Source organism: Sphaerisporangium sp. NPDC049457, from assembly GCF_055586705.1.
This window is the reverse complement of sequence record NZ_JBVJHR010000004.1, coordinates 220,022-232,616: the sequence shown is the minus strand read 5'-3', so window position 1 is coordinate 232,616 and position 12,595 is coordinate 220,022. Positions and strand designations below refer to the sequence as shown.

Here is a 12,595-nt window from a genome sequence, read left to right as displayed (position 1 = left end):
CCGGAAGAACCTTCCGGCGAGGCGGCCGGGACGGGTCACCAGGTGACGGGGACCTCCATCAGCCCGCCGGTCAACCGGCCGCCGCGGGTGCGCAGTTCCTCGGTGGGCACGGCCAGCTCCATCGTCGGGAACCGCCGGAACAGGGTGCCGAACACCTCGTTCAGCTCGACCCGGGCCAGGTTCGCCCCGATGCAGTAGTGGTGGCCGTATCCGAAGGCGACGTGCGGCTCGGGGTTGTCGCGGTGGATGTCGAAGGCGTCCGGGTCGGGGAAGACGCTGTCGTCGCGGTTCGCCGCCGACGGCATGAGCAGCACCGCGTCCCCGCTGCGGATGGTCACCTCGCCGGCCTCGATGTCGGCCTTCGCGTACCGCACCAGGCCGTGGTCGGAGGGCGAGGTCATGCGCAGGATCTCCTCGACGACACCCGGCGCGAGCGAGGGGTCGGCCGCGAGGGCGTCACGCTGGGCGAGGTCGCCGAGGAGGAAGACGACGCCGTAGTCGATGCGGTTGACCGTGGTCTCGTGCCCGGCGAACAGCAGGCCCGCCCCCAGCCTGGCGATCTCCTTGTCGTCGGCGTCCATGTGCGCCAGGTCCGACAGGACGTCTTCCGCCGGGTTCCTGCGCTTTTGCTGCACCAACTCCAGGATGTAGGCGCTGAACTTCTCCATCGCGGCCATGGACGCCGCGGGGTCGGTCGTGACGGCCATGCCGTCCGACAGCGCGCGGAAGTGGTGGCGGTCCTCGAAGGGCACCCCGAGCAGTTCGCAGATGACCAGCACGGGCAGCGGGAAGGAGAAGTTCTCGTGCAGGTCCACCGGCGGCGTCTTCTGCGCCATCTCGTCCAGCAGACCGGACACCAGCTCCTGGACGTGGCCCGACAGGGCCTTCATCCGGCGCGCCGAGAACGCGGGCGCCAGCAGCTTGCGCATCCTCTGGTGCTCTTCCTTCTCAGTCTCGTAGTCGCCCATCGGGCCGCCGAGCAGCACCGAGCCCGACACCCGCGCGGCCGAGTCCGGGTCGGGGTGCGAGCGGCCGAGGCGGTCGTCGGCGAACATGCGCCGGACGTCCTCGTAGCCGGTGACCAGCCACGCCTCGTCACCGGTCTGGGTGCGGACCTTGGTGATCGGCGCCTGCCGGCGCAGCTCGCGGTACGTCGGTGACACGTCGAGCTGGTGGCGCCGCTGGAACGGCAGCTGAGGGAGATCGGTCACGGTGGCGCCTCTCTCGTCGGTTCGCTTGCCCATCGCGAACGGTCCTATCGACCGTCGCATCTGCGCCACGATCTCGCAATGCCCATTGTCAAGACTTGTCATGACAGATAGTGATCAAAAGTGGTCCATGGGCGGCTCACCAGTGCGATGCTCCCCGGAACGACGTTCGCGAAGGGCGGAAGCCGAGGCGCTCGCGGGCCGCGGTGATGTCCAGCGTGCGCTCCACGGCGAGATGGCCGACGGCGTACCGCGTGAGGCGCGGCGGGTCCGGGCGTCCCAGCACGCGGAAGGCGGTCTCGGCGACGGCCGCCAGCGGCCCGGCGACGGCGGCGGGCAGGTACGCCGGCCGGGCGGCGATCCCCCGCTCGCGCAGGAGAAGGCGGAGGGCGTCGTCCAGCACGACCGGCTCGGCGTCGGTCACGTTGAACACGCCGGTGTCCACCGGGCCCTCCGCGGCCAGCATGCACGCCTGTACCAGGTTGTCCACCGAGGTCAGGCTGATGCGCTGACGACCGTCTCCGACCGCCCACAGGCGCCCGCCGCGGACCGCGCCGATCAGCCGGGGCAGCAGGGTGCGGTCTCCCGGGCCGTAGACGGCGTGTGGCCTGAGCACCACCGCCGAGTCCCGCACCATCCGCTCGGCGAGCGCCTTGGAGGCCCCGTACGCGTTGACGTACCGCGTGGCCCGGCACTCGTGCTCGCGCGCCATCACGGTGGGCCGGAACGGGTCGTAGACGCTCGCCGTGCTGACGTGGACGAACCGCGCGCCGGGGAAGGCCCGCAGGACCCGCAGCGCGCCGCCGGCGTTCACCTGGAAGAACCCGCGCGCCGGACCCCAGTCGGTCACGCTGCCCGCGCAGTGCACCACCGCGTCCACCTCGGGCGGCTCCTCGGCCGGCGGCCCGGTGATGTCCCACAAGTGATAACGCACGACGCCACACCGCACCAGATCCCCGAGCCCCCCACCGCCGGGCCCGTCGCACGGGGGCAAGGGGCGGCGGCCGAAGGCGTGCACCTGCCAGCCCCTGGCCGCCGCGGCGCGGCAGACGGCCCCGCCGGCGAACCCCGTCGCCCCGGTCACCGCCACCCTCACCGGACACCGCCAGGCGTCCCCGGCCGATGTGCCACCAGCCGCGCCGCCTCCGGCCGGGGTGTCGCTGACCGTCGTGGGGAGGCCGGGGGACGGGGGGCCCGCGCGGCCGCCGCGCGGGTCATCGCGCCTCCCGGGCGAGCCTGGCGCGTAGCAGGGCGCGGTCGAGTTTGTCGGTGCGGCCGGCGCGGGGGAAGTCCGCCAGCACCGCCACCCGGTCGGGCAGCGCCCCGGCGTCCATGAGGCCGGGCAGGGCCCTGCGGAGGGCCCTGCGGAGGGCCGCCGGGTCGAAGCCGTCGTCGGCCACCACGGCCAGCACGACCTCCTCGTCGCCGGTCTCGGCGTCGGGCACGCCCACGATGGCGGCCTCGGCCACGCCCGCGAGCGCGGCCAGCGCGGGCTCGTACAGCCCCGGGTAGATGTTGACCCCGTCCCTGAGGATCATGTCCTTCCTGCGGCCCAGCAGGACCAGCCGGCCCCGCTCGTCGACGCGGGCGAGGTCGCCGGTCGCCACCTCGCGCAGCGGCGGCTCGCCGAGGTAGCCCCGGGCGAGCTGGGGCCCCGAGACGTGCAATTCCCCGTCGCCGGCGATCCGCACGGCGACGCCCGGCAGCGGCGTGCCCAGCAGGTCGCCCTCCCGGCAGGCCAGTTTGTCCTCCGCCGAGGCGATCGCGATCGGCAGGGCCTCGGTCATGGCGTACACCGACAGGATCTCGGCGTGCGGCGCGGCGGCGCGGGCGCGGCGCAGCACGGCGGGCGGCGCGGGGGCCGTGCCGAGCAGCAGGCAGCGCAGGGTGCCGGGCAGGCGCGGGTCGTCCCGCAGGATCCTGTCCAGCCGAACGGGCACGCAGAAGGCATGGGTCGCCCCCCGCGCCGCGAGCTCCTCCGCGAACGGCCGCGCCCCGGGGAGCGACCAGGTGGCGCCCGCCATGAGCGCGGGCAGACCGAGCATCAGCTGGTCGGTGTGCACGACGTCGCCGGGGCCGAGCGGGACCGCCGAGCGGAACAGCGCCGACCCCTCGGCGAGCGAACCGCGGGTGTGCACGACCCCGCGCGGCCGTCCCGTCGTGCCCGACGTGAACGCGACCACGGCCGGCTGCCCAGGATGCCCCGCGCCCCCGCCCGGCCGCTCGGGGTGTCCCGCGCGCCCGGCCCTTGCGAGGTCGCCTGGCGAGCCCGACCGCGCCGGAGCGTCCGGCGGGTCCTGGTGTTCGGGCGGGCCGGAGGGGCGGGCTCGGGGGAGAGCGCGCAGTGGTACGGCGCCGCGGGGGACGCCGGGGAGCCACGGGCCGGCGTACAGGTGACGCACCGGGCGGCCCGGCACGGGGTCGCGCAGGTGCGGGAGCGAGAGTCCGCGGCGGCGGGCCAGGCCGCGCAGCGGCCCGCTGAGCGTGTAGGCGAGCGAGTCGGCGACCACCCAGGCCGGCTCGGCGAGGGCCATCCGTCCGGCGGCCACGGCGGGGGCGAGACCCGGGTCGGCGAGCACCAGCATCCCCCCGGCCGCGACGGCGCCGAGGGCGAGCGCCACGGCGTCCGGGCCGGGACGCACCGCGAAGAGCACCCCGTCGCCCGGCCGCAGCCCCGTCATGGCCTCGGCGACGGCGAGGACCCGGCGCCGCAGCTCGCCGTAGGTCAGCGCCGCGCCGCGTCCGTCGACGAGCGCGACCCCGCGCGGCGCGCGCAGGGCGGCGTCCAGGACGCCGCCGACCACGTCGCTCATGTGGGGACCCGTCTGATCCACAGGTGGCGATAGGTGGGGATGAGCACGCCCCGGGCGGCGCTGCGGCGGACCACGTGGACGGGGCCGGACAGCACGACGCCGGCCACGGCGCGGATCTCGGCCAGCGCCAGCGGGTACCCGATGCAGAAGTGCGGACCTGCCCCGAACCAGAGCCTGCGCAGCTCCGGAGGGTGCGTCCTGGCCGGGTCGAACGGCCCGTGGGCGCGGGCGCAGTTGTGCGTCGCGATCAGCACGCGGTCGCCCGGCCGCACCGGCACGCGCCCGACGCGCGCGGGGGCGGCGACCGACCGCAGCATCATCGGCGTCGGCGTGGTGACCCGCATCGCCTCCTCGATCGCCCGGTCGAGGTCGCCGGGCCCGGCGGGCGGCGAGCCCGCGTCGTGCAGCAGCGCGACCAGCCGGGGGACGAACGTGGCCACCGTCTCTGTGCCGGTGAGGAAGAACGCGCCCGCCGCGCCGCGCGCCTCGCCCGCCGACAGGCCGAGGGAGCGCATGCGGCCCATGAGCGTCGTCTCCTCGCCCCGCTCGTACGCGGCGGCGGCGATGTCGCCGATGCGGTCCAGCACCCGGCGGGCGGCCGCGACCTGCCGTTCGGACAGGCGGCGCGAGCGCAGCGACACCATGGACACGATGCGCTCGCCGTCGGCGAAAAGCGCCCGCGCGTCGTCCGGGGAGACCTCCCCCATGCCGATCAGCCGGCAGATCACCGCGCCCGCCATCAGCCGCATCTCGTCCACCAGGTCGACCGTGTCGCCGCGCGCGAGCCGCGCGGACAGGTCGGCGAGCGGCGCCCGCAGCACCTGCGACACCAGCGAGGCGACCTGGGCCGGGGCGAACAGCGGTGCGAGTTTGCGGCGCAGCGCGGCGTGCGCCTCGCCCTCCATGTTGAGCAGCACGGACGGGCCGAGCACGGGCGTCCACAGATCGCCGGGGGAGCCGGGGCCGTCCTTGCGGAAGCGCTCGTCCATCAGCACGGCGCGGGCGGTGGCCGCGTCGTTCACCACGACCCCGACGCCGGGCACGCGCACCACCGGGCCGAGCCGGGCGAGCAGCCGCATCAGCGGGTAGACGACCGGATGGGCGGCCAGGTAGAGGCGGGTCTCGTGGCCGGCGTTCCACGGGCGCCGCCCGGCGCGGCGCGGGCGCGCCTCCCTGCCCGGAGCGCGGGCGGTCATCGCACGTCGACGACGTCGGGACGGTAGTGGTGGTCGGCGTACCAGGCCAGGGTGCCCGCCAGGCCGTAGGCGCGCAGGCGGCGCACCGAGCCGTACACCACCACGTCGCGCCGCGAGCCGTACGCGCGCGTCACCTTGCGCACCCGGTTGACCAGGGCGCGGTCCTCGTGCACCTCCTCGATGGCCGTGCGGGGGAAGCCCCCCGACCGTTCGTAGAGCGAGGCCGTGATGCCCACCGTGGCGCCGGGCATCATGATGTACGGCCCGAGATGGCCGGCGTCGCGGTTGCCCGGCCGCAGGCGGCCGAACGCGGCGGCCACGCCGACGACGAAGGGGATGAGGCGCCGCTCCCACAGCTTGAGCGGGAACTCGTCCGTGCGCGGCCTGAGCTTGCCGCCGACCATCTCCAGCCCGTCGCCGAAGGCCCGCTTGATCGCCCGCACCCAGTCGCGGCGCGGCACGCAGTCGGCGTCCGTCCTGGCCAGATGGGTGGCGCCCTGGGCGATGGCGTGCCGCACGCCGGTGTCGGCGGCGGCGCCGGTGCCCTTGCGGGCCTCCTGGACGACGACGATCCGCATCGGGGACGTGGCGGCGTAGGACTTCACCACCTCAGCGGTCCCGTCGGTGCTCATGTTGTCGACCACGAGCAGGGTGAAGGCGGGATCGTCCTGCGCCTCCAGCGCGCGCAGGGTCGCCTCGATGCCCTTGGCCTCGTTGTACGCGGGGACGACCACCCACAGGTTCATGGAGCGCTTCCTCACAGATCCGCGAACAGCACGCCGAGGCTCACGCCGCCGCCGAGCCCGAGCAGCGCGACACGGTCGCCCGGCCGGGCGCCTCCGGCGCACAGCTGGAGGGGCAGGGTGGCCGAGGCGCAGTTGCCGTGCTCGGGCAGCGTCACCACCAGGCGGTCCTCGGGGATGCCGAGCGCCTGGGTGAGAACGGCCAGGTAGGGCAGCGCCACCTGGTGCACGGCCACCAGCGAGAAGTCCTCCCAGGTGAGCCCGGTGCGCTTCAGCGCGTCGAGGAAGATGTCCGGGCCGATCAGCTCGAAGGCCTCCTTCAGCCGCCGCCCGTCGCCGCGGAAGTAGGAGTACTCGGGGTCGCGCGGGTGGGCCGAGCCGCCGCCGGGGAGCGTGCCGATCGCCCAGGCGGTGGAGTCGGCGGAGAAGTCGCGGTAGAAGATGCCGCGGTCGGCGTCCGCGGTGACCAGCACGGCCGCTCCCGCGTCCGACAGCGTGTAGCCGGCGAAGGCGTCCGCGAACTGCGCCCGGCCCTCGACCCGCCAGCGTACGGCGCGCGACGGCATCTCGCCGGTGCATACCAGCACCTTGCGGTGCGCGCCCGTGCGGATGAGCGCGTCGGCGACCTGCAGCCCGTTCAGCAGGCTGTTGCAGGCGTTCTTGACGTCGAACACCGGGCACGACAGCCCGAGCTTCGCCGCGACGATGTGCGCGGTCGCCGGCTCCACCATGTCCTGCGAGGCCGACGCGAAGATCAGCAGGTCGGCGTCCTCGTGCTCCAGGCCGCGCGCCGCCTCGGCCGCCAGGTCGGACGCCTGCTGGTCGTCGGCGGCGATGTGCCGCCGCACGACGCCCGTCATCCGCTCGATGACGCCGCGGTGCGGGACGTACCCCTCGATGCGCGCCTCGACGTCGGCACTGGTCATGGTGCGCGCGGGCAGATGCGTCGCGACGCCCGATATACGGGCTTTCATCGCGCCCTCCGTGTCATCTGCTGTCTGTCGCCTGTTGTCGGCAATCTACCGAACTTTGACGCTTGAGCGGCAGGTACGGAGGGCGGCTCGGACCGGCCTCCCGGCCCGGCCGGGGCCCGCGTGGAGCGGGACCTGGCCGGGCCTCGGGCGGTCGGCGGGCGGACGTCAGGTGTCGCACCCCGCCGGGAGGCGCTCGCCCGCGTCCGCGCCGTCAGACGTCGACGCGCGCCTCCGGGCGGTCGGTCAGCTCCCAGTGGGTGTGGTAGACCCCGTCGCGGTCGGTCCTGCGGTAGGTGTGGGCGCCGAAGAAGTCGCGCTGCGCCTGGATCAGCGCCGCCGGGAGCCGGTCGGCGCGCAGCCCGTCGTAGTACGCGAGCGAGCTGGCGAAGCCGGGCGCGGGGATGCCGTTCTTGGTCGCGGTGATGGCCACGTCGCGCCACGCGCTCTGCGCGTCGCCCACCTCGGCGGCGAACCGCGCGTCGGTCAGCAGGGTGGGCGTGCTCGGGTCGGCCGCGTACGCCTCGCGGATGCGGTCGAGGAACTTGGCCCGGATGATGCAGCCGCCGCGCCAGATGGTGGCCATCGCGCCGAGGTCGATGTTCCAGCCGTACTCCGCGCTGCCCGCCTGGATCTCGTTGAAGCCCTGCGCGTAGGCGACGACCTTCGAGGCGTACAGGGCCTGCTCGACTTCGTCGGCGAACGAGTGGCCGAGCCCGCCGCCGGCCGGGCCGGCGAGCCCGCGCGCCGCGCCGCGCATGTCGACGTGGCCGGACAGCGACCGGGCGAAGACCGCCTCGGCGATGCCGGTGACCGGGACCCCGAGGTCGAGGGCCGCCTGCACGGTCCAGCGGCCGGTGCCCTTCTGCTCGGCCTGGTCGAGCACCACGTCCACGTACGGCTTGCCGGTGGCGGCGTCCACGTGGGACAGCACGTCGGCGGTGATCTCGATGAGGTAGGAGCCCAGCCGGCCCTCGTTCCAGGTGCGGAAGGTGCCGGCGATCTCGCCGGGCGACATCCCCGACGCCTTGCGCAGCAGGTCGTAGGCCTCGGCGATGAGCTGCATGTCGGCGTACTCGATGCCGTTGTGCACCATCTTCACGAAGTGCCCGGCGCCGTCCGGCCCGACGTAGGTGCAACACGGCACGCCGTCGACCTTGGCCGCGATGTCCTCCAGGATCGGGCCCAGCGACTCGTAGGCCTCGGGCGACCCGCCCGGCATGATGCTCGGGCCCTCCAGGGCCCCCTGCTCGCCGCCGGAGATGCCGACGCCGACGAAGTGGATGCCGCGCTCGCGCAGCGCGTGTTCCCGGCGCCGGGTGTCGGCGAAGTGGGCGTTGCCGCCGTCGATCAAGATGTCACCGGGCTCCAGCAACGGCGCGTACTCGTCGATCACGGCGTCGGTCGAGGCGCCGGCCTGCACCATGATGACCATCTTGCGCGGCCGGGCCAGCGAGGCGACGAACTCCTCGGGCGTCTCCGCGGGGATGAACTCCCCCTCGTGACCGAACTCTTCGATCAGCGCCTTGGTCTTGGTGTTGGTCCGGTTGTGCACGGCGACCGTGTACCCGTGCCTGGCAAAGTTGCGCGCGAGATTGCGGCCCATGACCCCGAGTCCCGTCACACCGATGACCGCTTGCTGTGCCATGTCCGATCACTCTCCTTCTGATCCGGCAATACGCCGTAAGTGCCCACCCGGTTCGATGGAGCGAGGGGAGCCTCCACGCTGGGCCATCAAGGTAACCCGGGCACCGGCCGGATCAATTCCGGAGAAGCCGTCCTATCGGGCTGTCCTCCAGGTGCTGGAGGAGATCATGACAGTCCTTGTAGACGGCCTCGGCGCCCGCCTCCAGCAGGGAGCCGGTGTCGATGCCGCCCGAGCGCAGGCCCACGCACCCTACTTTCGCAGAACGGGCGGCCAGCATGTCCCAGAGGGTGTCCCCGAGCATGACCGCGTCCTGCGGGCGCAGGCCGGACTTCTCCAGCGCCTGCCGCACCGGTTCGGGGTTGGGCTTGGACTTGTCGACGTCGTCGGCGTGGACCAGCTCGGAGACCGCGTCCTGCGCGCCGGTGAGGGCGATCAGCCGTTCGGCGTCGTCCTTGGGGGCGCTGGTCGCCATCACGACGGTCAATCCGCGGTCGGCGACCGCTTTGACCAGCTCGCCCGCCCCCGGCACCGGACGCACCTCGTCGAGCCGCGGCTTGTACAACTGGGCGTGCGTCTCGGCGATCGCCTCGGCCTCCTCGTCGCTCGCCTGCGGGAGCAGGTAGTCGATCAGCGCCCGGTCGGCCCGTCCGATGGCCCCGTGGACGTCCACCATGAGGATGTCGTGGCCCTGCCGCCGGAACCCCTCCCACCAGGCGACCACGTGCAGGTAGTTCGTGTCGACCAGCGTGCCGTCGATATCGAAGATCACTCCGCGTCGCATCGTTCACCGTCCCTGTGTGACACCGGGCACTCGCCCGCCCCCCGTGCCGCTCGACGCTCCCGAACGGCGGGAATGCCCGCCGTGCCGGATCTCACCGCGTGGAGCGCGGAGAGTGACACATGCCGGTTTCCGTACCCCGGACGGCGATGATCCAACTAGGCGGGGCGCGAACGGCCCGGCAGGGCGGCCGCGCTCACTCGCTCCGGCACGCCGCCGCCAGGGCGCGTCAGTTCGCCGAGCAGGAGTCCTGCGTGGCGTCGATGCCCTTCAGGTCGGCCTCGGAGACCGCGGCGGGCTTGAGCCCCTTCCAGTCGGCGCCGATCACCAGCTGGAGCCGCCGGGTCGTCACGCCGGTCACCGGCAGGTTGCGCGAGACCACGAGGTCGCCGGCGAGGGTCGGCACCCGGGTCTGCCCGTCGGCCGCGTACCTGATCGTCGTCTTGGCGTACGGCTTGCGCTTGAGGTCGCCGACCTTCACGACCGTGTAGCCCCGCTGCTCCAGCGCCGCGGCGACCTGGCGGCCGAGGCCGCCGCGGTAGGTGCCGTTCTGCACCGAGATCTCGATCTTGGACTTCGGCACCTTGGTGGTCTGGCGGCCGGTTCTGACGTCAGAGGGCTTGATCTTGGTGTCGGTCGCGACGAGGTGGAAGAGCTGCCTGGCCTGCGGCTGGACCCACTCGACCCGGCCGGGCCGGGTGAGCGAGTAACGCCACGGGGTGGTGACGAAGCGGATGTCGCCCGCCGCCAGCCCTTCGGCGCTCGTCGCCAGGTCCTTCATGACGCCCACGGTGAGCCGCGGGTCGGTGGTGACGGACTTGGTCGCGGCGTCCAGGAAGTGGAACAGCCGGGCCGGGTCGGTCAGCGTGGCGCCGCTCATCGCCTTCTTGATCATCGAGGCGATGAACATCTGCTGCCGCTGGATGCGGCCGATGTCGGAGCCGTCTCCCAGGCTGTAGCGGGCGCGCACGTAGCCGAGGGCCTGCTCGCCCTTGACGACCTGGCGGCCGGCGGCCAGGTGCAGCATGGCCTTGGTGTCGTTGATCGGCTTGGGCACGCAGATCTCGACGCCGTCGAGCGCGTTGACCATGCTCTTGAACCCGGTGAAGTCGACCTTGGCGAAGTGGTCGATGTGGATCCCGGTGAGCGACTCGATCGTCTTCCAGGTGCAGCCGATGCCGCCGAAGTTGAACGACTCGTTGATCATGCCGATGTGCGGCCGCTGGCCCGGCAGGCCGTTCTTCGGCGCGCAGGCCGGCAGCTGCACCAGCGAGTCACGCGGGAAGCTGATCAGCAGCGCGTTGTCCCTGCTCGGGGACACGTGCGCGAGGATGATCGTGTCGGTGCGCTCGCCCGTCTGGCGGTGACCGTACTTGATGTTCGCCCCGGCGCGGGTGTCGGACCCCACGACCAGGATGTTCAGCGCCTTGCTGACCTTGGCGGGCCGGGTGCCGAGCTCCCTGGCGTCCACCTCGACGTGCTTGATGTTGCCGCTCAGCTTGGTGTAGGCGCCGACCAGCGAGCCGGTCGCCGCCAGGGAGACCCCGGCGACGGCCGCCACCAGGCACCACAGCCATGGCTTCCACGGTCGCGTCCCCTTGGCGCCGCCGGCCGTCTCGCCCGTGGACTGCTCCACAGGCCGGTCAGGGCGCACACCGACAAGCCCGCCGTTCATTGTCCCCACGGAAATGGCCAGGGCTGGTGGCTCCGGGCCACACGCCGACTACAGGCGCCGGATCCACCCGTCCGGCGAGCCGCGAGCAAGTCTAGCCATGATCGTCACAATTGTGGTGGTTACCAGCGGAGTATTCGCAGGAAATCATCGGTTTTGCAGGGACGGCCGGTCGGCCCCGCGGTGGCCCGCGGCCAGGCGGCGGCCCAGGCGTTGCGCCGGGCGCTCCACAAGGCGGTGGCCGAGCGCGGCGCAGACGAGCACGGCGGCGAACAGCGCCGTCTCCCACGCCAGCCGCACGCCGAGCTCCATCGCCGAGGGGTCCACGGTGATCCGCCGGACCACCTGGATCAGCAGCGGGTGCAGCAGGTAGATCGAGTAGCTCACCAGTCCGAGCCACGCCAGCGCGGGCGGGATGGCGCGGCGGCGCAGGGCGAGCCCGGCGGTGAACGTGAGCCAGGCCCCGATCACGGCGGCCGACCAGCTCCACGTGAACGCCTGCCGGCCCGCCTCGGTCATGCCCCAGCCGGGTCCGAGCCACACCGCCGCGGCGACCGACAGCGCCGGCACCAGGCCGATCGCCCATCCCCACCGCGCGCGCAGGGCGGCCGAGCGCTCCATCTGGTGCAGGGCCGTCCCGCCGAACATCGTCGCCATGATCACCAGGCTCTGCCACGCGCCCACCCTGCTGTTGAAGGCGAGCAGCACGACGGCGAGCAGGGCGAGGCCGACCGCGCCGGCCCGCCGCAGGCGCGGGTCGCGGGTGAGCACGGCGGCGAAGCCACCGGCCAGCACGACCACGGTCACGGCCACGACCGCCTCGACGCCGAGGCTCCGCGACAGCAGCCCCGCGGGTACGAGGGCGCCCGCGACGGGCGCGCACACCGCCAGAGCCAGCGCGGCGCCGGCGCCGGCGCCGCGCGCGCCGAGCACGAACATCGCGGTCACCAGCAGGTAGAACGCCATCTCGTACGACAGCGTCCAGAAGACGTTGACGACGCTCGGCACCTGCAGCAGGTCCTGCAACATGGTGACGTGCGCGAGCGCGGCGCTCCACGGCCGGTCGGCGATCTGGGCGGGCAGGACGTTGTAGACCCCGATGACGGCGAAGGCCGTGCCCGCCGCCGCCGCGAACGCCCACAGCGGGTACAGGCGGAACAGCCGGGTGATCCAGAACGCGCGGACGCTGCCCCGCCGTTCCAGCGAGATCGGCACGACATAGCCGCTGACCAGGAAGAACAGCAGCACGCCGTACTGCCCGAAGTCGAACCACGGGCTGATCGCCGCGCGGACCTCCGGCAGCAGCGGGTCCAGCGAGTGCTCGAAGACCACGATCAGCGCGGCGATCCCGCGAAGGGCGTCCAGCCATGACTGCCGGACGCCGCGCGGCGCCGGGCCGGTGGCGGGCGCCCGGAGCGCGGGCGGTGACGGGGGCGTCGTGAGGGTGGCGACTCGCATTCGCGCCCCGGTACCCGGGACACCGGCGGGTTTAACCGCGGTCCGGGGAGTCTTCGGTCACAGGCGGCCCGCAGTTCACCCGTGGCCGGCCCACCGCTCACCTGCTGC

At 73.4% G+C, this 12,595-nt stretch carries 10 protein-coding genes; all 10 read right to left on the bottom strand.

The window, feature by feature from the left end:
- Positions 1-35: 35 nt before the first annotated feature.
- Positions 36-1,211, bottom strand: coding sequence for a cytochrome P450 (locus ACZ6QO_RS08625; protein WP_465848965.1), 1,176 nt, complete (start codon positions 1,209-1,211; stop codon positions 36-38).
- A 136-nt stretch (positions 1,212-1,347) separates the two neighbouring features.
- Entirely contained in the window at positions 1,348-2,292 is a 945-nt protein-coding gene (locus ACZ6QO_RS08620; protein ID WP_465848963.1) for an NAD-dependent epimerase/dehydratase family protein, read from the bottom strand.
- Positions 2,293-2,422: 130 nt separating this feature from the next.
- Entirely contained in the window at positions 2,423-4,021 is a 1,599-nt protein-coding gene (locus tag ACZ6QO_RS08615; RefSeq protein ID WP_465848962.1) for a class I adenylate-forming enzyme family protein, read from the bottom strand.
- Positions 4,018-5,217: a cytochrome P450 gene (locus ACZ6QO_RS08610; RefSeq protein WP_465848960.1), complete on the bottom strand. Its 1,200-nt coding sequence runs from the start codon at positions 5,215-5,217 to the stop codon at positions 4,018-4,020. The genes ACZ6QO_RS08615 and ACZ6QO_RS08610 overlap by 4 nt, the downstream gene beginning before the upstream one ends.
- Complete coding sequence (locus tag ACZ6QO_RS08605) at positions 5,214-5,963, bottom strand: glycosyltransferase family A protein (protein WP_465848958.1); 750 nt, start codon at positions 5,961-5,963, stop codon at positions 5,214-5,216. The genes ACZ6QO_RS08610 and ACZ6QO_RS08605 overlap by 4 nt, the downstream gene beginning before the upstream one ends.
- An 11-nt stretch (positions 5,964-5,974) precedes the next feature.
- Positions 5,975-6,934, bottom strand: coding sequence for a 3-oxoacyl-ACP synthase III family protein (locus ACZ6QO_RS08600; RefSeq protein WP_465848956.1), 960 nt, complete (start codon positions 6,932-6,934; stop codon positions 5,975-5,977).
- A 211-nt stretch (positions 6,935-7,145) separates the two neighbouring features.
- A complete protein-coding gene (gene gndA / locus ACZ6QO_RS08595; RefSeq protein WP_465848954.1) occupies positions 7,146-8,579 on the bottom strand; it encodes an NADP-dependent phosphogluconate dehydrogenase in 1,434 nt (477 codons plus the stop codon).
- Between the two features lie 112 nt (positions 8,580-8,691).
- Positions 8,692-9,360 (bottom strand): HAD family hydrolase, encoded by a 669-nt coding sequence (locus tag ACZ6QO_RS08590; RefSeq protein WP_465848953.1) that lies wholly within the window; start codon positions 9,358-9,360, stop codon positions 8,692-8,694.
- A gap of 226 nt (positions 9,361-9,586) precedes the next feature.
- A complete protein-coding gene (locus tag ACZ6QO_RS08585) occupies positions 9,587-11,032 on the bottom strand; it encodes an LCP family protein (protein WP_465848951.1) in 1,446 nt (481 codons plus the stop codon).
- 144 nt (positions 11,033-11,176) lie between these two features.
- Positions 11,177-12,487, bottom strand: coding sequence for an acyltransferase family protein (locus ACZ6QO_RS08580; RefSeq protein WP_465848949.1), 1,311 nt, complete (start codon positions 12,485-12,487; stop codon positions 11,177-11,179).
- Positions 12,488-12,595 lie beyond the last annotated feature (108 nt).

Bases quoted from the DNA above. Each gene is read 5' to 3' on its own strand.
- ACZ6QO_RS08580 (WP_465848949.1), bottom strand. From the start codon at position 12,487: ATGCGAGTCGCCACCCTCACGACGCCCCCGTCACCGCCCGCGCTCCGG.
- ACZ6QO_RS08585 (WP_465848951.1), bottom strand. From the start codon at position 11,032: ATGAACGGCGGGCTTGTCGGTGTGCGCCCTGACCGGCCTGTGGAGCAG.
- ACZ6QO_RS08590 (WP_465848953.1), bottom strand. From the start codon at position 9,360: ATGCGACGCGGAGTGATCTTCGATATCGACGGCACGCTGGTCGACACG.
- ACZ6QO_RS08615 (WP_465848962.1), bottom strand. From the start codon at position 4,021: ATGAGCGACGTGGTCGGCGGCGTCCTGGACGCCGCCCTGCGCGCGCCG.
- ACZ6QO_RS08610 (WP_465848960.1), bottom strand. From the start codon at position 5,217: ATGACCGCCCGCGCTCCGGGCAGGGAGGCGCGCCCGCGCCGCGCCGGG.
- ACZ6QO_RS08605 (WP_465848958.1), bottom strand. From the start codon at position 5,963: ATGAACCTGTGGGTGGTCGTCCCCGCGTACAACGAGGCCAAGGGCATC.
- ACZ6QO_RS08600 (WP_465848956.1), bottom strand. From the start codon at position 6,934: ATGAAAGCCCGTATATCGGGCGTCGCGACGCATCTGCCCGCGCGCACC.
- gndA (WP_465848954.1), bottom strand. From the start codon at position 8,579: ATGGCACAGCAAGCGGTCATCGGTGTGACGGGACTCGGGGTCATGGGC.